General features: G+C 48.0%; 20 protein-coding genes. 3 read left to right on the forward strand and 17 right to left on the reverse strand.

The window, feature by feature from the left end; translation table 11 throughout:
• Positions 1-98: 98 nt before the first annotated feature.
• The 4 genes from BK127_RS33145 to cysK all read right to left on the reverse strand — a co-directional run bounded on the left by BK127_RS33145 (position 99) and on the right by cysK (position 3,387).
• Positions 99-1,298: an aminotransferase class I/II-fold pyridoxal phosphate-dependent enzyme gene (locus BK127_RS33145; RefSeq protein ID WP_076236375.1), complete on the reverse strand. Its 1,200-nt coding sequence runs from the start codon at positions 1,296-1,298 to the stop codon at positions 99-101.
• A 13-nt stretch (positions 1,299-1,311) separates the two neighbouring features.
• Positions 1,312-1,803, reverse strand: coding sequence for an Lrp/AsnC family transcriptional regulator (locus tag BK127_RS33150; protein WP_076236376.1), 492 nt, complete (start codon positions 1,801-1,803; stop codon positions 1,312-1,314).
• A 218-nt stretch (positions 1,804-2,021) separates the two neighbouring features.
• Complete coding sequence (locus BK127_RS33155; RefSeq protein WP_076236377.1) at positions 2,022-2,327, reverse strand: hypothetical protein; 306 nt, start codon at positions 2,325-2,327, stop codon at positions 2,022-2,024.
• A 136-nt stretch (positions 2,328-2,463) separates the two neighbouring features.
• Positions 2,464-3,387 carry a cysteine synthase A gene (gene cysK, locus BK127_RS33160; protein WP_076236378.1) on the reverse strand — a complete coding sequence of 308 codons (924 nt, stop codon included), beginning with the start codon at positions 3,385-3,387 and terminating at the stop codon, positions 2,464-2,466.
• A gap of 109 nt (positions 3,388-3,496) precedes the next feature.
• Between cysK and BK127_RS45875 the strand changes: the two genes are divergently transcribed.
• Positions 3,497-3,733, forward strand: coding sequence for a DinB family protein (locus BK127_RS45875; RefSeq protein ID WP_076236379.1), 237 nt, complete (start codon positions 3,497-3,499; stop codon positions 3,731-3,733).
• Between the two features lie 95 nt (positions 3,734-3,828).
• Here BK127_RS45875 and BK127_RS33170 read toward each other — a convergent pair whose 3' ends face one another.
• The 11 genes from BK127_RS33170 to BK127_RS33220 all read right to left on the reverse strand — a co-directional run bounded on the left by BK127_RS33170 (position 3,829) and on the right by BK127_RS33220 (position 22,031).
• Complete coding sequence (locus BK127_RS33170) at positions 3,829-8,931, reverse strand: chitobiase/beta-hexosaminidase C-terminal domain-containing protein (protein ID WP_083689790.1); 5,103 nt, start codon at positions 8,929-8,931, stop codon at positions 3,829-3,831.
• 5 nt (positions 8,932-8,936) lie between these two features.
• Positions 8,937-11,207 carry a helix-turn-helix domain-containing protein gene (locus BK127_RS33175; protein WP_076236381.1) on the reverse strand — a complete coding sequence of 757 codons (2,271 nt, stop codon included), beginning with the start codon at positions 11,205-11,207 and terminating at the stop codon, positions 8,937-8,939.
• A 155-nt stretch (positions 11,208-11,362) separates the two neighbouring features.
• Positions 11,363-12,871 carry an extracellular solute-binding protein gene (locus tag BK127_RS33180; protein WP_083689791.1) on the reverse strand — a complete coding sequence of 503 codons (1,509 nt, stop codon included), beginning with the start codon at positions 12,869-12,871 and terminating at the stop codon, positions 11,363-11,365.
• Between the two features lie 36 nt (positions 12,872-12,907).
• Positions 12,908-13,783, reverse strand: coding sequence for a carbohydrate ABC transporter permease (locus BK127_RS33185; protein WP_076236382.1), 876 nt, complete (start codon positions 13,781-13,783; stop codon positions 12,908-12,910).
• A 45-nt stretch (positions 13,784-13,828) separates the two neighbouring features.
• Positions 13,829-14,686, reverse strand: a complete 858-nt coding sequence (locus tag BK127_RS33190; protein WP_256711556.1) for an ABC transporter permease — start codon at positions 14,684-14,686, stop codon at positions 13,829-13,831.
• Positions 14,687-14,907: 221 nt separating this feature from the next.
• Positions 14,908-15,933: an alpha/beta hydrolase family protein gene (locus tag BK127_RS33195; protein WP_076236383.1), complete on the reverse strand. Its 1,026-nt coding sequence runs from the start codon at positions 15,931-15,933 to the stop codon at positions 14,908-14,910.
• Between the two features lie 258 nt (positions 15,934-16,191).
• Positions 16,192-17,490: an MFS transporter gene (locus BK127_RS33200; protein WP_083689793.1), complete on the reverse strand. Its 1,299-nt coding sequence runs from the start codon at positions 17,488-17,490 to the stop codon at positions 16,192-16,194.
• A 133-nt stretch (positions 17,491-17,623) separates the two neighbouring features.
• Entirely contained in the window at positions 17,624-18,163 is a 540-nt protein-coding gene (locus BK127_RS33205) for a hypothetical protein (protein WP_076236384.1), read from the reverse strand.
• Positions 18,164-18,305: 142 nt separating this feature from the next.
• Positions 18,306-18,725: a DUF350 domain-containing protein gene (locus tag BK127_RS33210; RefSeq protein WP_076236397.1), complete on the reverse strand. Its 420-nt coding sequence runs from the start codon at positions 18,723-18,725 to the stop codon at positions 18,306-18,308.
• A 123-nt stretch (positions 18,726-18,848) separates the two neighbouring features.
• On the reverse strand, positions 18,849-19,526 hold the full coding sequence (locus tag BK127_RS33215; protein ID WP_076236385.1) for a PspA/IM30 family protein: 678 nt from the start codon (positions 19,524-19,526) through the stop codon (positions 18,849-18,851).
• Positions 19,527-19,652: 126 nt separating this feature from the next.
• The gene (locus BK127_RS33220) at positions 19,653-22,031 is read right to left on the reverse strand and encodes an endonuclease MutS2 (RefSeq protein WP_076236386.1); all 2,379 of its coding nucleotides are present in this window, start codon (positions 22,029-22,031) and stop codon (positions 19,653-19,655) included.
• 307 nt (positions 22,032-22,338) lie between these two features.
• Here BK127_RS33220 and BK127_RS33225 point away from each other — a divergent pair, with 307 nt between their 5' ends.
• Together BK127_RS33225 and BK127_RS33230 are read left to right on the forward strand one after the other, a co-directional pair.
• Positions 22,339-22,707 (forward strand): phage holin family protein, encoded by a 369-nt coding sequence (locus BK127_RS33225; RefSeq protein ID WP_076236387.1) that lies wholly within the window; start codon positions 22,339-22,341, stop codon positions 22,705-22,707.
• Between the two features lie 212 nt (positions 22,708-22,919).
• Positions 22,920-23,321 carry a cupredoxin domain-containing protein gene (locus BK127_RS33230; protein ID WP_076236388.1) on the forward strand — a complete coding sequence of 134 codons (402 nt, stop codon included), beginning with the start codon at positions 22,920-22,922 and terminating at the stop codon, positions 23,319-23,321.
• A gap of 113 nt (positions 23,322-23,434) precedes the next feature.
• On the opposite strand, the gene BK127_RS33235 is transcribed toward BK127_RS33230, so the two are convergent.
• Both BK127_RS33235 and BK127_RS44105 read right to left on the reverse strand, forming a co-directional pair.
• A complete protein-coding gene (locus BK127_RS33235) occupies positions 23,435-23,986 on the reverse strand; it encodes a CvpA family protein (protein WP_076236389.1) in 552 nt (183 codons plus the stop codon).
• 13 nt (positions 23,987-23,999) lie between these two features.
• Positions 24,000-25,571, reverse strand: a 1,572-nt coding sequence (locus BK127_RS44105) for a coiled-coil domain-containing protein (RefSeq protein WP_483874388.1), incomplete at its 5' end; no start/stop codon positions are given.

Consider the following 25,571-nt stretch of genomic DNA (forward strand, 5'->3'; position numbering starts at 1 on the left):
TCCTCCCTCCTTAGCATCTCTCAAAAACTACTATACTATTAAGATAACAGCTTTTGAGATGGAAGGAAACGGGCTTATTTTGTCATTTTTTGACGAAACTATAATTTTCTAACAAAATTACCTATACGATCAATAGCTTCGATCAGTTGATTTACCGAATAGGCATAGGAACAACGTATAAAGCCTTCTCCACCCAGCCCGAATACGTCACCGGGAACTACCGCAACCTTGGCTTCATGCAGCAATCTTTGGGCAAATTCGTCCGAACTTAGGCCTGTAGAACTGATGGAAGGAAAGGCATAAAATGCACCTTGAGGCTCATGACACTGCACCCCGATTTCCCGAAAGCTATGAACGACCAAACGCCGTCTTTGATTATACGATTCTACCATCCGATCCTTTTCTTCCATACCATTGCGCAGTGCTTCAAGTGCAGCTACCTGGCCCATTGCTGGAGCGCACATCACGGTATACTGATGGATCTTGAGCATAGCCTTGATGATATCGGAATGGCCACAAGCGTAGCCCATACGCCAGCCCGTCATGGCAAAAGCTTTTGAAAATCCGCTAACCAGAATCGTCCGGTCCCGCATCCCTGGCAGGGAGGCAAAGCTCACGTGATTTTGTTCAAAGGTCAGCTCAGCATAAATTTCGTCGGATATGACGATCAAGTCATGCTCTTCAGCGATTTTGGCAATCGGCACCCAATCCTCATAGCTCATGATGCCGCCAGTCGGGTTACTGGGATAGCTAACAATCAAAATCTTGGTTTTGGGCGTAATGCGAGCTTTTACCGCTTCCGGCTTTAATTTAAAATCATCTTTGGCAAAGGTTTCAATACCTATCGGGACGCCTCCGCTGATCCGTACGATCGGTGAATAGGAAATATAGCTCGGCTCAGCAATCAGGATTTCATCACCTGGAACAACCAAAGCCCGAAGCGCTAAATCGATAGCTTCACTGCCACCAACCGTCACTAGCACCTCGTCGCTTGGCTCATAGGGAACCTGAAAGGAATCATACAAATATTCGGAGATAGCTTCTCTTAATTCATATAAACCAGCGTTCGGCGTATACTTCGTATTTCCCCGCTCCAGAGAATACACAGCAGCTTCTCTTATATGCCACGGTGTACTAAAATCGGGCTCGCCGACACCGAGTGAAATAATATCTTTGCTAGCGCTAACCAAATCAAAAAACTTCCGGATACCAGAAGGCGGAATATCCCGCACCAATGGAGCCAAATACCCTGACATGGATTTTACGGAAGTTGAAGGTATTTCATTATTCTTAATCATAGCTCATCGTCCTTCACGGGGAGATTAGCAGGCGGGGGTCCTCTTCCTTATCTTCGAAGATGATGCCGTCCTGTTTGTATTTTTTTAATATAAAATGGGTTTTGGTTGATAATACACGATCAATCGGTGAGAGCTTATTGGAAACGAATGATGCCACTTCCTTCAGCGTCTTACCTTCAATTTCAACAAGCAGATCATAGGCGCCAGACATCAAATAAACGGACTTCACTTCTGGATATAAATAAATACGTTCCGCAATCGCATCAAAGCCGCGGCCACGTTCCGGAGTAATTTGCACTTCAATTAAAGCTGTTACTTTATCGTCATCTACCTTGGACCAATTCACGACTGTCGCGTACTTCACGATGACATTCGCTTCCTCCAGCTCACGAATGGCTACGGAAACTTCCGCCTCCGAGGCTCCGAGCATAGTCGCTATTAAGGCAGATGACCTTCTCGCGTCTTCCTTCAACAGTTCGATAATGCGAATTTTAAATTGCTCCATTGTCGGTGACCCTCCTAATAATTTTCAAAAGAAAACTTACTTCGTAAGCTTAAAAAAACTTATTCCTTCATTTTACACCCAACAGCAACTTTTTTGCAAAACAAAATTAACCGGGCTTGGCTCATAGCAAAAAGCCCCAAAGGCTGCCGCACATGAGGCTTCGTGGAGATCGTCCACCTATGAAAGCAAACGATGCAGGAGGAATAGTGTTTACTTACTTAGCGAACGGATAGCAGCTTGCGCATATAGCTGTCGACTTCCCGGTTACGATACTGCTGCAGAACGGTAAGTTCACAGGCTGAACTCCCTGATTTACTGCCGTCCATTTGCTCAACAGCTCTGCCAAGCCCGACCAGTTTGCCTTGATCGTAGGCTGCAATAATGTGAAAGCTTTGGCAAAAGGTTTCATATTGTAAGACATTGGCGTCATGGTCTTCTTCCAATATCGAAGCAAGCAGATCCTGATAATCACTTTGCAGCGGGCACTCATTATCCAATTTGATTTGTATCCCTTGATTGGCCACTTTTCTAACGCCGCCTTTCTGTTATTCTTATATTATAATTATACATTTAAATGAATTTTTATGCAAATCTAAAATAAAAACACCTCTTCCGAGGTGCTTCATCAACTCTGTAACTCTTACTCAGAAAGGAGCTGTCTTAAAATATGTCCATACTCAGGTACCGTTCTCCCGTATCCGGTGCAATACACAATATCCGTTTGCCCTTACCGAGCTTTTTGGCCACCTGGAGAGCGGTCCAAACCGAGGCACCTGCAGAAGGACCAACAAGGATTCCCTCCTGAATGGCTAACTGGCGAGTTGTATTCAGTGCATCCTCATCGGATACCTGAACGATCTCATCATAAACGTCCGTATTTAAGATTGCTGGAATGAAGCCGGGACTTGTCCCCACCAGCTTATGTGGACCTGGCTCTCCACCTGACAATACAGGGGAGCCCTTCGGTTCGACTACGTATATTTGGATGGCTGGGAGCTTCTCGCGCAGCACCTCACCCGTTCCGGTAATGGTGCCTCCAGTCCCTGAGGTAGCAACGAAGGCGTCCAGCCTGCCTTCCATTTGCTCTAATATTTCCACAGCCGTTGTAGTCCGATGTATATCAGGATTTGCCTTATTCTCGAATTGCTGCGGAATGAAGCTGTCCTTAATTTGATCCCTTAACTCTAATGCCTTACGGATGGCGCCCGGCATTCTTTCTGCTGCTGGTGTTAAGACCACCTGCGCACCGTAGGCCTTTAATATATTAATTCGTTCCTTAGTCATATTATCAGGCATAATTAAAATGGCCTTATAGCCCTTGGCCGCTGCGTTCATCGCCAGTCCAATACCGGTATTGCCGCTTGTCGGTTCAATAATCGTAGCTCCCGGCTTTAGCGAGCCGTCCAACTCTGCCTGCAGAATCAGATTATAAGCTGCCCGATCCTTTACACTCCCACTCGGATTCATGTATTCAAGCTTTACATAAACCTCTGCATCGTGTTCACCCACGAGTCTGCGAATTCGTACAGCCGGCGTATCCCCAATAAGCTCTGTAACGTTATTTACCATTCGGCTTGATGTCATTGTAGTACCCCTTCCTGCAAGATAGCTTACGCTCCCTGCTCCCCATAGCTATGTAACTCCACCGACCTAATTTTATAGCTGACAATTATTTTGTCAAGATGCAAATCATTTGAATCCTTATCTCGCAGAAGGAACGGCCACTTATTATCAAGCTACCTTACTCACAAAAGTGAATATGTACGGCGAATTGTGGACCCACGGGCAAGCGCTGCAGATTTTGATTGGTCAAGAGGTTCATCATCGGGGTCAAATGACCGTGTTAACCCGCCAGGCCGGACTTCGTGTTCCGGTGTATTCGGGCCTGCTAGCGAAGAATGGTCCCAGATGGGCATGGAATCTCCTATGATCTGACGGCTGCATGATTTGTTAATATTCCCTACACATTGAAAAATAAGCCGCATCCTGAGTAAACACGGACGCAGCTTATTTTTTTGTTACTCGTTATTGCAGAACAACATCGGTGAACTCGACCTCCGTTTCTACAGTACCCTCACCCGTTACCTTCAAATGGACTTCGGCTAACCCGCTAGTCGGACGAATCTGGTGAGAAATCTTTATTGCCTGATTATCAAGGCTGCCTATTATTACATTACTCATACCGCTCACGCCCTGCAAGAGAACCGTATATTCGCCCGGTCCGTTAAAGCTTGCAAGCAGCTTGATCTGGGTAGACTGTGCACTGACTACCTCGAATTCAGCTGGAGCGCTGATCCGGACCTCTTTCGTACCAATCTCCACCTTCTTCGTAATCGGATTGGCTTGCGAACCCAGTAGATCTCCGAGCAGCTCTGCGCCTTGATAATTGGGCAGCAGATAGTCCGAAGTCTCCCATTTGATCAAACTGGCCGCATCATACAGGTGAGTTGGATAACGGTTGTCCGCTGATGTCGTCTGACGTGAACCGCTGACGGACAAGCCTCTTGCGATCGTCAGGTAATCTGTTCCTCCTGCGAGCAAGTGCGGCTCCCATAAGGATTCCCGCTGAAGCGCGGACGCAAGCTCCATAAGAGCAATGCCATAATCATGTCCGGACCACTGGACAGGGCGTCCAAACCACGTACCCGGAAGCGGCTTGCCATCGGTCCGGTAAATGGATTGCCCGAAAGCGGCAATCGCACCATAACGCATAAAGGTATGACTGCCGAAGAAGTCTCCGCGGCCATTGGATTTGTCGATTCCGTAGCTGCCGTCATCCCATAAATATACGAATGGCATGCCTCTGCTGGCCCACAGCTTCGCCTGCATCAGGTATCCGGTGCTTCCTGTTATGGCATAAGCTTCAACATTGGCCCGTACGGCCATAGAAGCGGTTTCCAACTCCGGTATCATATTACGCAGCTCCCATGATTGCGAGCCGCGCGGCATCTTATAGTTCGCGTTGATATAATCGATTCCAGCGAGCCCGTACGTTCTGGCAGAGGTATTTCCGGTCAGTCGGGCATGCCGCAGCATTTTGTACAGAATCTCCACATTAGATCCTGCGGTCACATCGGTTAACTGACCCATGTAGGGACTTGTCGGAAAACCTTTGCGGGCAATAAAGGTCTGATAATCCCAATATACCCCTGCCGTTACACTTAGCGGGTTGACACGCTTGGCGATAACCGTCAGAGAATCCACATTTGTCTGTTGCAAGGCCTCCATGGTTTGAGCGGCAATTCCATCCATATAAAAAGGCAGTATATATCCATAAGTCGAATAGTTCGTACCGATTCCCTGCTTTGCCGTTTGAATACGCTGTTCGGCCAACGTTTGAAAACTCCTGCTTCCGTGAGGGCCAAGAAGCGCATAGGGCATCACAAAAGCGGAGGTGATGATCGGTGAGGCCGACGGCCCGATGCGGTTCATCCATTTTCCCTGATCGGGAAGCCAGAGATTTTCAAAGCTGGTCAGAATCGCCTCGCTTTCCTGCTCAATCGTACCATGAGCGTATTCAAGCGGCTGAGGCAATCCGTATTCCTGAACCCACGCATCGATCAGTAGAGAAAGTTCCGTTCCCTGCCGCACAAAAATACGCGAGCTCAGTTCAATCTCCTCGCCCGACTGCAGCTCATAGGCCTGTCTGACCGGATTCTCGTTATTAGAGTTGGCCGGAATATTGGTAAAGAAAGACGGGACTCCCGTTGCAAAAGTAGCATTTTCATTAACACCATCCAGCACGGAGGGAATGAATAGGCTCATCTTGGCAGATACAGTTCCCCCGCCACGCTCTAGGCGATTCGGAAGACCGAAGAAAGCGGAGGGCTGATCGTGATTGCCGCTCCAGGGCTTGCGGGCATCCCACATCATGCCGAACAAAGTATCTCCTTTGCGCATTGCCATAAGCGGAACCGTAATTTTTCTCGGGTGAGGTACGTACCGATAACCATCCGGATTCTGGATGACCGCATCCGTATCTGAGGAGCGGTTATTAAGCGGTTTCGCGTCAAGCCATTCCAGACCGGGAAACAGTGCCTCATCGATATAACCATTAGCAGGGTTTGAATTGGCGGTAATGACCTTCTGCTGCGGGTCCAAAGAAGGTATACCCGCTTCTCCCGCCAGCAGCGTAGGTCCAGCGATTGCCGCTATGTTGCGCCTCCTGTCCGCACTAAGAGCATGTGTCATTTCAAGATTGCCGTAGACGTTGTCAGCAACCGTGACACTGCCAGTCCACTCCCCTCCATCCGGGTCCTGATAGCCGATCATAAAGGACGAAGGGGTAGCAAGTGCAGGAGCATTGGCATACAGCTCCTTTATCTGGATCGTTTTCCCGTAGACGATCTGCTGGACACTTCCCAATGAAGGCATTACCGCAATTCTCTGCCAACTACCAGCTTTGTCCGCTTCAAGCCAGCCGAATCCATATCCGGGTAGACCGGTATGAGCAGGGGCGGGGAATACGATCCGTTTACCGGCTGTGCCGATGATCACATCATCCGGCTGGCCGCTTGCCGGCAGCGAAGCATTTACGCTGAAGATACGCGACAGACCATGTACAGCCGGAATACCGCCACTGTTTATGCTCAAGGAGATACCTCCTGCTCCTGTCCCCGTAACTAGCGCATGATACGTAACTACCGCTTTTTGACCGGTTAACATAGCCCCACTTAATGTACTGCTGACAGGCGTAAGCTCGATAAAATCAGGTGCCTGTAATTCAAGAGCAAGCGTTCCCGTATCGTGGCCGATATTTTCCAGCTCGGCACGAATCTCGAACGTATCTCCAGGGCTAACAATCTCCTTGTCGGAAGTCTCAAATTTCGTCAGTCGCACCTCGGCAGGAAGATCCTGCTTGCGCAGTAGTGATATTTCCCGGATCGCCATTTCAATGCCATCCTTCATCGAAGGATAGGTTGCCATCGGATCGATTCTCAGCTTGGTAATATTGCCGTTCCACCCCGGGCTGCTGCCCATATCCACAATATAATGCTGAAATTCAGGCGTTTCATTAGCCGTATTGCGGAAAGCTACCTTTCGTACCTCGCCCAGCTGATTCGTGTCGGCCTCGGTATCCGTAGCGTAATATATCGCCGCATTGGCCGTATGATTGACCTTCATCCAGATGCTGACATAACGATATTCGGAAGGAATCGGCTGCAGTCCGGCATCATACGTATCCAAATACACATTCGGATTGGAGGTTGCAGCCTGGATCGGCTCGGGAGTCGTGAACATATGGACGCCTTCTAAATCCCTGTAAACGTTGGCCGTCACAATATGATTGGCCCAAACGCCTTTATCCGCATTAACATCCCAGCCAAGCAGATTCGACCAAGGGGCCGAAGTTTTACCGTACAGCTCATCCTGCTCCTCAGCGTACAGCAGGCCGTCATGGGTGAAATCCCATGAGGTAATCAGGCTACTGTTGAGCGCAACTCTGGTGTATCGGGCAGAGGCTATCGCGCCCGCCGCACCGCTTCTGACAGCAAGCACCTTAAGATAGGTCGATTGCGTTACACTTAATGAAGCCGTCGCACCATTCACCATCGTTCCGTTAGCAGCCGTATTCGAGGAGGCCTGATACACCGGGTCCGAGCCATCGGTTGTATAAACCAGCGCATCCGCATAAATGGAGCCCATCGTCACGGACTGGCTGGCACGAAATACACGTGAAGCAGTCAATGTTACCGGGCTTACTCCCGCCGTGTAGACAGCTTCGCTACGCGATACGACACTTCCGTTCAGAATGGCCGCCGCTTTCAGAGTCGCCGACTGCTGAATCGTAATCGAGTCGCCGAATATAAAATCGCCGGATATTTCCGTTCCGTGCGATAGCCCGGGCTCACTCCCGTCCAGCGTATAGCGGATGCGGTCTGCCCCTATAACGGACAGGTCTACGGTTTTCGCTGCCGTATAAAACGATCCTCCCTCCGTAAGCGTTAGCTGGGCTTGAAGCGGCTGCCCGACATGAACTGTTTTGCTTTTGAACATCGTCATTTCGGTATCGACATGCGTCCTGTCGCTTGTATATACCGGATACAACTCGACGCGGTAATCCTTACCTGCCGTTAAACCGCTGATATGAACATATTTATCCGCCAGACCCGTATATGGATGGAGCTGCCCGTAGGTCCCATCCGTCACATTCTGATACCGGATATTATATTTGTAAACGCTTTCAACAATAGTAGGAACATACACGTAAAATCCGTCGGTATCTCCCGTTAATCCGAAATCGTCCCGTTCTGCTGCGGGCTTCAATGAATTGAACAGCAGATTATCCATCTTAAAGCCGGTGCCCGCGTTAGCGAAGACTCCGACAAAGCCCGGATTGACTTCGGCCGTTCGCTGGACATCGACCACGGGACTTGAAGCTCCATTGAGATAGGTCCGGACTCTTTGTCCATCAGCGACGAGCTTGATTCGGAACGTCTCCCAGGGAAGGACGTCACGGTTCAGACCTGGAACCCCGTATTCCTTAATGCCGCGGTATTTGCCGCCGTCCGTATTAGCAATCGAAGTCGGGCCTTCAAAAAGGTTCAGCTTTCCGTCATACGTAACGTGCGTCTTCAACTGGGCGTCCCAGCCATCGTTCCAGGCATTTTTCTGGAACTGAATGCCCATCTGCTTACTCGCTTCACGTTGGGTCACGGTCAGATCAAAGGATACTTCGAAATTCTCAAACTTTCTTGTCGGATTAGCTGTAAAACCATAATCGAATGCACCTAACGTGGAAGCGGTTACAGGTCCAACAGACAGTTGACCGCTGCTAAGCGTCACATTTTCTGTATCGCCAGAGAATCTCAAAGCATTGCTGCTGCCGTCATTATAAATCCCGTTTTGCAGCGTTCCTGCTTCAAAGTTCAGCAAGTATGCCGCACCTTCGCGGATGACAGCCGGATTACTGGCCATTTGAATCGACTTTACCTCGCGGATTTGTTCCGCCTTCACTTCCTGAGCTTTGATTTCGTGAGTCGTCTCAGTCTCTTGAGCATACAACCCTTCTGGGAAGACTGCCCCCGTTATCCAAGACCCCAGAAGAGCCGTCAGCGCCATGCGTGAAACGGCACCGCGCAGTTTCCTGTGCGTCCTCCTATATGATAAGACATCTGGCTTTCCCATAATATTCACTCTCCTTTGATATGCTTTTCACGAAATTGACCTGGTGTCATCCCTTCCTGTTTGCGAAAGTAACGAATAAAATTTTGTGAGTTGTTATACTGCAACCGTTCTGCGATTTCGGAGATTTTTAAGCCTGTCTCCACCAGCAGTACCCTAGCTTTTTGCAATCTGTAATTGGACAAATAATCGCTGAAATTAACGCCCGTTTCTTTACGGAATACACCTCGGATATAATCCGGATGATAGCCGAGCCTGGATGCACATATCTCCAGATTCAAATCAGTCTCGGCCTCCTGATGAATTATAGCCAGCATTTGATCCGATATCCGCGCATATTGGTGCTTGCGCTTGCCTTCCAGCCGCTGCATTAGCGGGTTCATTAACGACTGACGAAACCACTGCTCGATCTCCAAAACAGACTTTAGCTTATATAGCTGATCAATCAGCGATTTTTCTCCACCGTACATGACCTCGATCGACTCGCCGGAGCTTTGCGCCATTCTCATCAAGTCGAGCAGTAACCCCGTCAACGGCACGAAATATTCGCGGTGGCTGAGCTTTTCCTGAAAAATACTATGCAGAAATTCGGCCAGCAGCGCGTCCGCACGCTCAAAATCGGCCAATTTCACCGCATCCAGCAGCTCTTGCTCCAACTTGTTGGGTATGAGCGACAGAATGGTCCCTTCCGGTTCCACATCCTCAATATAAATGACAGAGCGATGACCCGTACGGATCGTATATTTCAAAGCTTCCGTAGCATCCAGATAAGCGTTGTGGGCGTTTATCATGGAGCTGTAAAATCGACTAATCCCCAGACTGACCTTAATTTCCAGAAAACGCTCCACCATCTGTCCGATCTCAGCCGCCAGCTCATCAACTGTTCTCCTGAACGCCGCCGTATCGGTTTGAGCCGGGCAGCCGAGCAGGGTTACCTGTGTGCGGCCAATGACCATCGGGGGCAGGCGAAGCGGCTGGGGAATAATTTCCGTCACTATATTATTAATCGCGAATAGCAGCAAGTCCTCGTCGATTTCCTCAAATCGCGTACCTTCAATCGTATCGATCTGAATCGCTGCCACGCAGATTCGTTCCCACGCTTTGTCATAACCAAACCCTTCCAGCTTTTCACAAATATCGCGGGTACGCACCTCCCCCTGCAGCAGCTTGATCATAAAAAACTCCTCCAACTGCTGACGCTGTCCCTCAATGATACCGCTTAAGCGCTGCTTGTCATGCAAAATCCCCTGAACATGACTTCCGATAAATTGAATTTCGTCGGTTTCCACCTGCTTCGGAAGCTCCGGCTCGGCCTGTAGTGATCGCACCAGGCGGCCAATCGGATTGTACATTTTCTTGGAAGCCAGCCAGGACAAAATCAGCGTAACCATTAAAATGAGCAGGCAAGCGGTAAAAGTGTACCATGCTATTGCCTTGGAATCGCGCGTAATCACATTTACAGCTGAAACAGATACATACATCCAGCCGTTATAGGAAGACCTCCTGTACGTAATTCCTACATCGGATGTACCCGCAGAGCTGTAATACAATCCAACAGGCGATGCCTTGGGTGCCTGAATCGGCTGAAGCTCCTCTATACTACGCATGCTGCTGCCGATTTTGGACGGATCAGTGTGGGCTAACACGTTATAATCTTCATCCAGAATCATAGCTTCACCCAGCTCCTGATTGCTTGCCAGCAGCTTGCTCAACTCCTTACCATTGAATTCCACCACAATCAGTCCTGACGGATTCAGCGTATGCAGTGGCAGCTTCTTGACCAGATGGATCAGCAGTCCTCCGGCGGTTTGCTTCCAGAAGCTAGTACGGATATTTTGCGCATAGCTTCTCAGCAGTTCCTTCTGAGGCAACCCTTCCAACGACAACACTTCCGTGCTATTGTTCAGCGCCCACCCCCGATTCAGGCTGACCAGCATAATATCATGAATGCCCAGCTCGAAGCTCTGGAGCTGCTGAAGCCCTTGCAGAAGACCGTTGACCGTATCGAACTGTTCGGGGGTCAATGGCTTATTAATTGCTGAATTGGCCAATGGGGCTGCAATAAACTGTGTGACCGATTTATCCGCCGTCTTCAGAATCTGCTCGACACGCTGCTGGGTCTGCTCCAGGTTGAGCTGATTGCCCTTGGCCACTTTGTCCTGGATAATATCAGACGATTTATTATAAGAAAACAGTCCTAGAAGAAGCACAGGCAAGGTCCCCGAGAGCGCGCTGAATATGAACAGTTTGACTAGAAATTTGGGTTGGCGGATTTTCATAACGGGACTCCTTCCATCCTACGCTGGATTTCACAAGGAATCCGCTGTGCATATGTGTCCTTGCATAAGCGGATTTTCTGCAAATCCTAGTGTAACCCAGCATGCATAAGGAGACCAGCATCATTTGAATTCGGAGCTGTGCCGCTTAGGTTATCCTATTTTTTTTGCTTGTTATACTGCGCGCTGTATTCTTCGATCACTTGATCGCCGCCGCTTTTGCGCCACTGCTCCACCGCTTGATTCCAGCCATTTTCATCGATATTGCCCATAATAAATTTAACCCGGGCATCCTGAATGATTTTGGTGATCTCCGAGCCCTTCTCGGCAAGTGTCGCCGACTGATAAGGCTCGGCTGGATTGGCAATTGCTATAGCGGCATTATCCTTGAACATTTGCTTGTACTTCTTGACGATCGGTGCATCCTCACCTGCATCTGCAAGACCTCCGTCATCCAACCGAATCTGGTTTACGGCATTAATATCGCTCTCGTAAGCTTTACCGTCGGTTCGAACCGGCTTGCCGTTCTCGATCTTGTAGTGTTTGCCTTCAATCCCCCATTCAAAAAGGTTTTGAATTTTCTTATCCATTAGCTTATCGATTACACCAAGAATCTGCTTGAGCTCCTGCTCCGTTTTCACGCTGGTCTTGGGAAACATATAAGCCCCGAAATACCCTCCGTTAAACAGCATCAATCTTTCTCCCTGAGGTCCTTGTATACGGCTGACGACATCCAGAACAGCTTTCGGATTCGCTTTCGCCAAATCATTAAAACCCGCGTTAACATCATCAAGTGTCGAGATAATCAGACCGGTTTTCCCCTGATTGACCGCCTCCTGCCTTTTGGTGCCCGGTACGACCGCGAAGTCTTGATTGATCAGCTTTTCATCGTACAGTCTTTTATAAAACTTAAGCGCTTCTAGATAAGGCTTGGTCATAAAATCCGGGATGATCCTGCCATTCTCGACTGCATACAGGTTTGCTCCCCCGTACCAGCCCAGAATGGTCTGGAAACCGTTCATTCCGCGTCCCTCGTACATGCCGAACGTATCCTCTTTGCCGTTCTGGTCTGGATCCTTCTTGCCGAATGCCTTGATAACATTGAACACGTCGTCTATCGTTTTCGGTTCAGGTAAACCTACCGCCTCCAACCAATCCTTTCGTAAAATGATGCCTTCGCGCGCAACCGGACGACTGCGGTAAATGCCATAGATTTTACCATCGACTGCGATATTGTTCATCACCATCGGATTGAGCTTGGCGAGGTTCGGATAATCCTTCAAATAAGGCCCGACCTCCCAGAACATACCGGATTGGACGGCGTTGATAATGCCCTGACTCTTATTGCTGCCGATCATCATAATCTGCGGAAGTTCTCCCGCGGCGATCGTTGCGTTGACCTTATCGTTATAGGCTGAGTTGGGCACCCACATCATTTCGAGCTTGCTGCCCGTATAATCCTCAATGATTTTGATCACTTCATTATCCGCTTTGGGCGGCTCAGCCGAATAGTACATATTCATCATTGTCAGCTTCGGAATCTCATCAGCTTTCTCAGGCTTCACTTGCGGATTGCTCGCGCAACCGGACAATAAGATGACGCCAGTTAGTGTGAGCAGCAATGCCTGTTTACAGCCTAGCTTGTTTTTGATCATGTTCGTTTTCATCGTGAAGTAATCCTCCCTTATTGTAAGTCCTTCTCGTTAGCCTTTCACCGAACCGAGCAGCACGCCTTTGGCGAAATGTTTTTGCAAAAACGGATATACGATAAGAATCGGCAGGGTCGAGACAACAATTACCGCCATTTTGATCGACTGCGGCGGAATCGCGAAAGCCTCGTTCATTTGACTGGAATCACCAATTCCCCCTTCAGCCATAATGACAACTTGCCTGAGAATAACCTGTACCGGCCACTTGGTCGTATCATTAATATACAAGATTGCAGAGAAAAAGGAATTCCAATGCCCCACCGCATAAAAGAGCGAAAAGGTCGCAATAGCAGGCATGGACAGCGGCAGCACAATACGGACCAGAATGCCAAGATCATTGCAGCCGTCGATTTTGGCCGATTCCTCAATGCCTTCCGGCATCTGCTGGAAGAAATTTTTCAGAATAATTAGATTGAAGGCACTAATCGCTCCCGGAATTAATAAAGACCACAGCGTATTGGTCATGCCAAGCGCCTTGACGATCAAAAATGTTGGGATCATCCCACCGCTAAACAGCATGGAGAAAATCACCATCAGCATAATCGTTCTCCGCCCCTGCAGTTCCCTTCGCGATAGCGGATATGCCATCAGCGCCGTAAATACGATATTGATCGCTGTACCCGCCAAAGTGATGATTACGGTATTCAGCAGACTTCGCATGATCGTGTCCGCCGAAAATATATAAGCATACGCCGATAGCGAAAACTGGCTTGGGATCAATACAAGACCCTGTTTCGCAAACTCCTCCGGCGAAGCAAAAGAGCCTAGAATCATATAAAGAAACGGTAACACCGTCAGCATTGCAAATACGAATAAAAGCGAATAATTTACGGTATCGAACAGACGGCTTCCGGCCGAGCGATCTTTCATCGTGTACATCCTTCCTTCTTTTTACGCAGTCAGCGAATATCTCTTTTAATAAATACCTTCCTCGCCAAATTTCTTGGAAATAGCATTCGCCGACAGTACCAGGATCAACCCGACGAACGATTTGAACAGCCCGACTGCAGTACTGTAGCTGAACTGCGCCTGGTTAATACCAACCGAATACACATACGTATCGAACACCTCGCCAACCTCACGGTTCATCGCGTTCAGCATCAGAATGATCTGCTCGAAGCCTGTGTCAAGGAAATGCCCCAGCCGCAAAATAAACAGGATAACAATCGTGCTGCGGATCGCAGGCAGCGTTATATGCCAAATTTGCCGCGCACGCCCCGCTCCATCCATTTTGGCAGCTTCATACAGCTGCGGATCGACCCCTGCCAGGGCGGCAAGAAAAATAATCGTCCCCCAACCGGTTTCCTTCCAGATGACCTCTGCCATAATCATCGTACGGAACCATTCCCCGCTGATCAGGAAGTTGATCGGCTCACCGCCCGCTCTGACGATCAGTTCATTGATAACTCCCCCTTCTACGGTGAACAGGATGTAGACAACACCAACTACGACTACCCATGAGAAAAAATGCGGAATATACACCATCGTCTGTACAAAACGCTTGAACACTTCCTTGCGAATTTCATTAAGCATCAGAGCGATGACGATGGGCAGCGGGAAAAAAAATATGAGATTGTACAGCGCCAGCATGACTGTATTGCGAAACAACATCCAGAACGCAGGCTCACTAAAAAAACGTATAAAATGTCTCGTTCCCACCCAATCGCTATACAGGAAGCCTCGGAACGGCTGGTAATTCTGGAAGGCAATCAATACTCCCCACATCGGCAAATATTTAAATAAAATAAAGTAGAGGATCCCGGGTAATAGCATTACATAAAGCCATCGGTCGCGAAGCGCCAGCTTCCATCTACCAGAGCCAGTAGCGGACTTTCCAGTGGATGGATAAATACGACCGGCAGTAATCGGTTTCTCATTCATGGTGCGAGCATTTCCCCTTTCTGTTAAAATTCAGTCATATAAAGGCATCCCTGATCAGCTTGTTATATCCGATTTTCTGCATACCCACTATTCCCTTTATTCTTCGCTGCATTTCAGTCATGTCGCGTTATCGTATACCCGCAATTGGGCTCCGAGCGCAAGCGAAACGTATTACCTGGAAGATCATATTCGATCACTGCTACTCGATCCAATGAATCCAGCAAGACTGAGAATCGTTTTGTCATCAGATAACCGGCCACGATGAACGAACCTTGCTCAGGAATCGTAATCGGACTATGAAAGCGCTGACGATTTTGCTCGCTCAGTTCGGCCATCGCCCGCATCTGTTCGTGCGTCGCTCCACCCCAATGCTCACGGGTTCCCACTCCTTCCAGCTCCAGGTAGCTGATCTTCTCCTCCAGACCCAGCATCCGGGCGCGCTCCCTATACATTCTTGCATGCTCCACAGGAACGCGAATATCGGTTTGCCCGTGAGCGATAAACAGCGGCGTCAGCAAATTGGGTAGAACCTCCAACCCACTTCGTGAACGGTAAGCCATCGCATCATCATCAGGCGAACAGCCGATCCAGATATCCAATTCATCCCTAAACTCGCCGATTTCGTCCTGCTCATACCAGACCGCATAGTCGGTTATTCCGCACATCGCGGTTGCTGCAGCAAAAAAATCAGGAAACTTTCCAATAAGTGCGTAAGCATTGCCTCCCCCACCGCTGCCCGCTTCAAAATACACGACGTCCGGCTCTATCAAACAGGCTTCATAATGTTGGCGTACATAAGCGACCGCATCGATAATATCGAGCAGCTCCCAGCCATTGCAGTCCGGCGATCCTGTGGAAAAGGCTCTTCCACGCATATCCACTTCGACCACCACATATTTCCCTTCACCATACGGTTGATCCATATACACGAACTCCGGGATACTCATATGCCAGCCGTGGGTGGTCACCAGCATGGGCGCAGGCTTGGCTGGCTTTAACACTCTCATAGCCAGACGAACGGCTGGGTTTCTTGAAGAAGTGTAATAAATTAAGTCACAATAGGGTGAGTAACGATTCCCACGGAATACTGCCTGCTCGTTGTCCGTTCGGATCCGATCCTCATATCTCTCGTAGTCCACGTTATGTCCTCCCTCTGTTTGTTCAATCCTCACTCATCGAGTACTCCGAGCGTATCGAAAAAGCAGATATCCGTCTACAATCCTCAGCGAGGGAACTTTACACATCACCCCGCAACTCTGCCCGATAATCTTCAACGAGTGTCGAATAATCTTTACCGCGTTTAAAGAATAACTAGACCGAGTAACGCAAAAAAGCACTCTTTTCAAGCGATTGCCTGACAAAGAGTGCTAATTTATACTTACGATTACTTGTTAATTTCATTTAATGGCTTCAGCGGCTGGCTGTACCTTGCGATATCCGTATATTTTTCTCATCATCAGCCAAGCGACAAGCGGTGAGCTGCCGATAGTGAGCAGCAAAATATTCATCGCGAGCGGAGAGACCGTCACACTGACCACACCAATAAAAACAGCCAATCCACCGATCCGACCCACATTTAATGACAGCTCACGGAAAATGATATATTCTTCCCGCTTTTTGACACAGTCCGGATCAACACCGATTAAATCAAACACCGAAGAGGTCATAGGAATCGAATACAACGGAAAAAACAAGCCGACTCCTACACCAAATATGAGCAGTGTCGTATAGTTGACGCCCCAGAACATAGGAACAATGACCAAGGTCATCATCAGAGCACCCCATCCCATAGCCGCTGCTCTGTGTTTGTGTTTAAGCAGCTTACCCGTTACCATAAAGCTGATCAGGGCGACTCCCGATGTAATCAATGAAAAGTTACCAAGCATCATTTCACTACCTGTGCTTGAGTATACTAGAAGTGCAATCAAGAAGCCGAATACGCCTTCGCGTATGCCCTGGGCAATTAAAGCAAGTGATACGGTGCGCCATACCGTTCCTTTTTTCAACAGACAGCGAGCTGGCAACAGCCACTCGTAATGTCCTTCCGATTTTCTTTTAGTCAAGAAAAAGCTGACCACAACCCCCATCAAAAAAATAACGAGTGAAATGGTAAAAATCAACCGATAGCCGCTGCTTGGACTCATTTGCACGATTATAAACCCGGCAATCCACGGAGCGATCATCCCAGCAACTGAACCAAGTAGTCCGGTCCAGCCATTAAAACGGTCACGGTTATAAGGATCCGTCACTTCAAAATAGACGATATTGAAGGCCAGCCAGAATAAGCCAGAGGCGGTTCCCAGAATGATTCCCAGCACCCAATAATAATCGACTGCCCTATCCCCCAGCCATAGCACCAGCATGTAAAAGCTTGCCGAAACAGCCACGCCGAGGCGAAGGCAGTTCATTTTATTATGCTCCTTTACCCAAACACCGGCAGCCCAAAATACGATCGCCATGGCTATGTAGTTAATCAGGGCATACCATCCAATTATCGTATAATCATGACTGGCTTTCCATAAATAAACGTTAACGAACGTTCCCGACAGCGCAGTACCCGCTGCAAATAAGCCGTGAACAGCCAGCAGCAATCGAACTTGTTTGCCTAATTTACCCGATTGTTCATCATTTGGTGCCAATTGGTTCGTTGGTTCATCGCTCGTAAAGCCCCACGAAGGTTTAATACCGGATCGCATGTTTCATCACCTGCAAGATAAGAATAGAAAGTCCTTTCTACTCTTCCCTATCCTGCTGTCTTTACTCAAAAAAAAGACAGTCCTGCGCGGCAAGCCAATGCGCAGGACGTCTCTCTTGTGCTAAACGGTTTGTTTATTTGTTGTTCTTTAGTAACTCAATCATCGCTAAACGGTCTTCATCATCCAGCGCATGTTCAATTTTAAAGCATGACGGACATACGTACATTTTGGATGTGTGCACCGCCTTTAACAAAGGCTGATTGAGACCCACAGGAACTGCCGGTACGAAACCTGATTCCAATGTGCGAGTTCCTGCAAATAGCATAAAGCTATGGCAGTTTGAGCATTCAGGTACTTCGATTTGCGTATCCAGCACTCGCTGCACGCCTTCTTCGTATTCATCTGGACCCTCAGGCTCTTCGTCATCATAATCATCCAACAGATCGGTGTCCTCTACCGTATCCTCATCTTCTACATCATGCTCTTCATCGTGATCTTCTTCATCGTCTTCTTCGAGGTCTGATTCTTGTCCAGGCTGACTGGCAGACAACTTCAGGCTGCGGTAATCGCCCAAATCGTTGTAGCAGTGCGGACAAGCTTCCTCCGGACCAATCTCAGGGTCCCATACGATCTCCGTTTGGCACCACGGACATATATGATCATGCGTTTGCAACGTGTATTCCTCCGATTTCCTTAGCGCTGTTAAGCAAAATTAATAAAATAATAGACGCCTGCTCCTACGAAAACAAGCGCCAATATAAGCAATGTACCCCATAAATATTTCATGTCAAGCCTCCTGAATCCTTACCCTACCCTTAAGAAACACTTGCACCGATCACATATGAAATTCCAATCGAAATGATCATAGACAGCAGACCGACCGCCTTGTTGTCCTTCTTGATTTCCTCATCAATCTTAAAATAAGGCGTTAAAAATTGAAAAATGAAGTATGCAGCCATCAACAGAACAAAGCCGTACCCCGCCCAAATCAACGATTGAAGCACCGAGTCATTATTGAGAATGGAAAATCGAAATAAATTGCAAATCCCGAATATTTTCCCCCCTGTTGCCATCGCTACAGAGACATTGCCCTTTTTGATTTCTTCCCAATCGTTGTATCTGGTAACCAATTCAAATATAGCGACAAATACGATTAAGGCGACAACCGCCACAGAAAAAAAAGCCAACGTTTCAATATACGGATTCGATAACATAACATCCACCTCTTCATTCATCATAACATAATACCTCACCCTCTTGAACAGCTTTTTGGTTTAAGCAAGGTAGGGAGTCTCGTATCTAACCATCATTGAAGAGACTGGGGCCACACGCCCCAGTCTCCTTTTTAGTTTCTATGATCAGGATTGTTTCTTAGCCTGCATTCTCGCTCTTAATTCTGCGAGATCGTCATCAACACCACTGCTTTTTTCCAATTTGTTCAGTTCATCATCCAGGCTGCGATTACCGGAGCGAAGTTCATTGCTGGCCTCTGCTTCAGCCTCCATCTGCAATACTTTCTCAGACATCCGGTCAAAACCTCTGGAAGCATTGTCGGTACCAAAACCTGACATCGCCTGATTGATTTGTTTTTGTGCTTTTGCTGCTTCTGCACGAGCAATGAGCAGGTCTTTCTTATTTTTCATTTTATTAAATTCATCTTTCATTTCACTCAGCTGACTGCGCAGACGATCCGCATTTTCTTTAGACACGTCAAACTGTTTTTTCATTTCGTCATAACGAATTTGCTGTTCTTTCTTATCCTGCAGCGCGCGGCGAGCTAAATCCTCATTGTCCTGCTCCAGAGCTCTCATTGCCTGTGCATCACGTTTGGCTACCATTTCTTCGGCTTCCTCAACCTGCTGCTTGAATTTCTTTTCTACCGCGATCTGCTTGGCTACAGCAACCTCGGCCTCATTAATATCCTGTTCCATATCGCGCAAAAATTGGGTAAGCATTTTAACCGGGTCTTCCGCTTTGTCCAACAAATCATTGATTGAAGCCATTGTCATGTCACGAAATCTTTTAAAAATCCCCATTAGTAAATTCCTCCCATAGTTTCATTTCTTTATAATTGTATAGCTGTTACTCAGATTCATTGTTGCTCACTCTTATACATACGGATTAAATGGAAAGTCGTTTCATTTGCTGTCAAAAATATTATACTATTTTAACTCAGCTACCGTCACTCCTGTACCGCCCTCGTTGTAATTTCCGATCCGGTAGCTTTTGACATGCTTATGCTTACGCAAAAATTCAGAAATCCCAGTTCTTAAAACACCGGTGCCTTTGCCGTGAATGATATAGACATTTCCGAAATTCGCCAAATAGGATTCATCCAGAAAACGGTCAACCTCAATAATTGCATCCTCCAAATTGGAGCCGCGCAGATCAAGCTCCATCCGTACATTTTCGTCGCGCGTGCGCTTCAGACTGGCTGCTAACTGATGCTGCTTGGGCGAACCGGAACCTCCGCTCGAGGCGGACTTCACCAGCTCCAGATCAGCAAGCTGCACCTTCATCTTCATAATGCCCAGTTGAACCGTCGCTTCCTGATCGTTCACGACTTCGACGATTTGTCCCTTCTGGCGCAAATGAACGACCATAACCTCATCGCCAGCTCCCAGCTTTTCGGGTTTCTTCGCAGCGCTCCGTGCTGCCGCTTTCTTGGATCTGAGCTCGGGAACGGCTTGATCAAGCTTGCGCTTGGCGTCGCTTAGATGATGATCCTTAACTCCAGACGCCGCTTCACGCTGCATGCGCCTAAGCTCAGTAATGATTTCATCCGCTTCGCGTCTGGCCTTGGCTACTGCATCCTGCGCTTCACGCTCAGCCTTCTCAAACATTTTATCACGCTGCTCTTCAAATCGCTGCTGTTGGGCTGCCAGCTTGTCGCGAATCTCGGCAACCTCGCGGCGCTGCTGCTCGGCGGTTTGCTTTTCAGCCTCAGTGATCAGCCGATTTTCCTCTAGCGTGGCTATCATCGATTCAACACGCTGATCTTCTTCGCCCACCTGCCCTCGGGCGTGATCGATAATGGATTTGGCTAATCCCAATCGCTCAGCGATAGCAAATGCGTTACTGCGACCCGGCACACCGACCAATAGTCGATAGGTAGGGCTAAGGGTCTGAATGTCAAACTCCATACTCGCGTTAATAATGCCCTGACGATCAAAGGCATAGGCTTTCAATTCACTATAATGCGTTGTGGCTACGATACGACAGCCCATCCGATGTATATATTCCAGCAGTGAAATCGCAAGCGCGGACCCTTCCGCAGGATCTGTCCCAGCTCCCAACTCATCGAGCAGCACCAGACTTTTCGGAGTCATGTCGCGTAAAATACGGATGATATTGGTCATATGACTGGAGAATGTACTCAGGTTCTGTTCAATGCTTTGCTCATCACCGATATCTGCATAAATCGCATCAAACACACATAGCTGGCTGCCTTCCTCCGCAGGTACGAATAGACCCGACATGGCCATTAATGAGAGCAGTCCGATTGTTTTGAGGGATACGGTCTTCCCCCCTGTGTTCGGTCCTGTGACGATGATTGTCGTATAACGGTTACCCAGCTCGATATCCAAAGGTACTACTTTATCCGCCGTAATCAGTGGATGACGCCCACGCTTGATCTTGATAAAGCCGCGGTCATTGAGAATTGGCAGTGTCGCTTTCATTTCATGGGCCAAACCTGCTTTTGCAAAAATAAAATCAAGCTCTGCAAGCACATCCAGACTGCCCAGCAATTCGTCCGCTACTTCCGCGACTAGAGCCGTCAATATTTGCAAAATCTTTTCAATTTCAGCCGTTTCCTTCAGCTTAAGCTCACGCACGCGATTATTCAGCTGCACCACAGCTTCCGGCTCCATAAACAAAGTGGCTCCAGACGCCGATTGATCGTGAATCATACCGCCAAAATGACTTCTATACTCCTGCTTGACAGGGATGACATAACGATCATTACGGATCGTAACCAAATTTTCCTGCAGCATTTTTTGGATGGACGGTGTACGAACCATTTGCTCCAGTCGATCACGGGCACGGGTTTCGCTACTTCTCAGTTCTTGACGGATACGAGCAAGCTCTGGACTCGCCGAATCCATCACTTGGGCATTATCATCAATACAGAGCTTGATCCGGTCCTCTGTTGATTTGAGTTCGCCTATTCCTTCAGCTAATGCAACCAGCAGCGGAGTCAAATATTCCTCCTGCACCTGCTCCAAAAAACGCTTCAGGCGCCGTCCTCCAAAGATCGTGTTGGCCACATCGAACAGCTCTGCCGGGTTCAGCGTACCTCCAATTCTCGCCCGATGCACGGATTGATGAATGTCGCGAATACCGCCAAATGGCGCACTGCCCTTGAGCCGATTCACATTGACTGCTTCGTCCGTTGCCTTCAAACGCTGCTTGACCACTTCGAAGTCACCACTTGGCAGCAGTTCCTCCAATCGCGCCTTGCCCAGACTTGTGGCTGCATGGTTAGCACACTTATGTATAATGGCTGAAAAATCCAATGTTTTTAAAATTTTGGTATTCAATCTGTGTTCCTGCCTTTCCTTCCCCTTACATACACTTCCTAATTATAGTATATCCAAAACCATTATGATTAGCGAATTTTTAGCTATATCCAATCTTGCCTGCTTTCTCCTTCAGCTGCCCATATAATGCCGCTCATAAACAGAGTGTGCAAAGAAAATAATAAGTTTTGCACCGAGAAGCTTAAGCAGGATGGCATCAAGTTTTCACTGAAAATCAGTATGCTTGTGTAGCTGGTTTTCTTCGAAAACTCATCAGTATTGCTTACGTAGTCAGTTTTCTGCGAAAACTCTAAGGAGGTGACGATCGATGCATTTGCTTGGACATCTAGTCAGATTCGTTGTATCTGCTTTGGTGCTGATGGTGGTAAGCTTTATCGTTCCGGCTTTTGAAGTGGGCGGCTTCTGGAGTGCATTTTTCTTAGCGCTGGTTATCGCAGTTGCTGCTTGGGTGATTGAAGGTGCATTTGGTAAAACCATCACTCCCTTTGGCCGCGGGATCGTAGGTTTTATCACAAGCGCACTGATTATCTGGGTAGCACAATTCGTCGTCAGCGGTGTTACAACAAGTATCATCGGTGCCATCTTGGCAGCCTTGGTTATCGGTATTATCGACTTGTTTATTCCTGTTAAAACTCCATTTGAGCAAGGTCTCAGTGGACGTGAAAAAGGTAGATAATACTTTGGAAACCAGCCACATAGAAAGGTCAGTCTTGAAGGCGAAAGCCCCTGACTGATCTTTTCTATGATTTGAATCACATTTTGAAACATACATACAAAATCATCACGATTCTGACAAAGCTTTGTCAAGGTTTCGTCACTGCAATAATTTTCTATATGAGGTATGATAGCTCAGAAGACAACATTATACTATTTTTTGGAGGGATTCTTATGAAAAAGATTACTGTACTGGCATTGTCCATTTGTTTAATTTTTGCTCTGGCTGCATGCGGTCAAAAAGAAGCTGCTAAAACCCCGGCTGCAACAACAGGCTCTACACCAAACGCTTCGGCTCCCGCTGCTTCAGGCGCACAGCAAGTCAAGTTAACAGCAAGCAACTTTAAATTTGATCAAGCTGAATACAAAGTAAAAGCAGGACAAGACGTTGCTGTCACTTTGGAAAACAAAGAAGGCTTGCACGGTGTATCTATTGACGCTTTTAAAGTGAAGCTGGATGGAACTACAAAAACAGCAACTTTCAAACCAGACAAAGCCGGTACTTATGACATCGTATGCAGCATTCCTTGCGGTTCCGGTCATATGACAATGAAATCCAAGTTAATTGTAGAATAATACCTTGCAATAGAAAATAAAGAGTCTGTCTCATTAGTAGCAAACGCTACTTAGGGACAGACTCTTTATTTTATAAGGTCAACCAAAGATTAATAGCTGGCCTTTGTGTGTGACTATGTTGATTTGGGTTTACTGTTCCACAACTCCTGAAGCTTATCACTGACGGATGGCAGTGCACTTAAGAAATAAGGAGCAGTCGTTGAATCTTTGAGCAGACGCTGTGTTGTATCATTAGGTATCACCGTCATCACCTGAATGGCAACCACTACAATGATTCCAGCCTCAGCCAGCCCGAGTATTGCCCCTGCTAATTGATTGATGGTTTTGATCCCTGGTGTCAATGTAATCCAATGCAAAATTTTGCCTACGATGCTCAAAACAATTTTTACACCAAATAGCAGCAATCCAAAAGCAATTGCATTGGACACGTATGTATCCAAATGCAGTCCTTTTATAAAAAAATCATACTTGGTGGTGGCCTCGGTGTTCAGTGTAGCAAACCATCCCACAAGCCATAATGCCACATCCTTATAAAATGTAAATGCAACCATATAAGCAATAAAAAGTCCTACGATAGACACCAATTGGCTAACAAAACCTCGGTAATAACCTAATATCAACCCTGACAGAATCAGCACAACGGCTGCCCAATCCAATCCGTTCATAGCTAATCCCCGCTTATTCTTTCTCTACTAGCTCAATCCATTCATTATATTCGACCTGCAATTTTTCATATTCCGACTTCAGTTCCTCCAGCTCTCTGAACACAAGCTCTGCACGTTCTCTATGCTCGTCATATTGATTTTGCAGGGCTAGCTGTTCCCTGGATTGCTCGTCGTATTGTTCCTGAAGCTCATTATATAACTCGACTTGCAGCCGGAGCTCTTCCTGCTGGCTAGCAAAATGGCGATTAGTCTGCTCAGTCTGAGCCGAAAATTCCTCTGAAAGGTGCTGCCAATGCTGGCTTTGCTGCTCCAACTCGGCAATACGCGATTGCTGCTCCAGATATGATTCTTCAAGCTTCTGCTGCTGTTCGAGCTGCTGTTGATAATGTTTTTCAAGCTCAGCCATCTGCTGCCTGCCTTTTTGGAGATCTGCTTCAAGCGCTGCTGCAGCCTCAGCTCTACCCCGAAGCTGTTCTTGAAGAGCAATACCGCGTTCCTCCAATTGCACCATAGCCTCACGACTGCTAACATTTTCATCCTTGAGTCGCTCTTTCAAAGCTGCGACCTGTTCTTCAAGCTCGTTGTATAGCTCTTCATGCAGCTCCAGTTCTTCTTTCTGTTCAGCCGCTGACTTACGTTGTTCATTCAACTGCTCAGTTAATTCTTCACACCGCTGCTCCCATTGGCCTGCACGCTCTTCCAGCTGCTGCTGATTAGCCTGCTGCTCGTTGAATTGCTTCTTCAAGCTGTGCTGTTCAATTTGAAGCTGCTCCATTCGCTGCTGATACTCCGCAATTTGCTGAGACCGTTGCTGTTCAAGTTCGCTTTGCTCTGCTTCAAATTTGGCTTGCAGCTCACGCTGCGCTTGTATGTAGTGCTTCTGCTGCTCGATCAGCGCTTGGGCTTCAAGTGCCTCTAGTTCCGCTTCACGCTCTCTGAGTGCTTGTGCTTTCTGCGCCTCCAACTCTGCTTCACGTTCTTGGAGTACTGCTTCGTGCCACTCCTGCTGCTCACGCAGTGCTTGCGCTTTCTGTGCCTCAAGCTCGGCTTCACGCTCTCTTAGTGCCTGTTCTTTCTGCGCTTCCAGCTCCGCTTCACGTTCTTTCAGTGCCTGCGCTTTCTGCGCTTCCAGCTCGGCCTCTCGCTTACTCAACGCCTGCAATTTCTGCGCTTCCAGCTCGGCCTCACGCTCTCGAATCGCTACAACGCTTTGCTCTTCTCGCTCTTGCAGCACCGCTTCGTGCCACTCCTGCTGCTCACGCAGCGCTTGCGTTTTCTGTGCCTCCAGCTCCGCTTCACGCTCTATCAGCGCCTGCACTTTCTGCGCTTCTAGCTCCGCCTCACGCTCTCGAATCGCTACAGCGCTTTGCTCTTCTCGCTCTTGCAGCACCGCTTCGTGCCACTCCTGCTGCTCTCTCAGCGCTACCGCTTTCTGCGCTTCCAGTTCCGCCTCACGTTCACGAATCGCTACAGCGCTTTGCTCTTCTCGCTCTTGCAGCACCGTCTCATGCCACTCCTGCTGCTCACGCAGCGCTTGAGATTTCTGTGCCTCCAGCTCCGCTTCACGCTCTCTCAGCGCCTGTGC

The organism is Paenibacillus sp. FSL H7-0331, assembly GCF_001956045.1.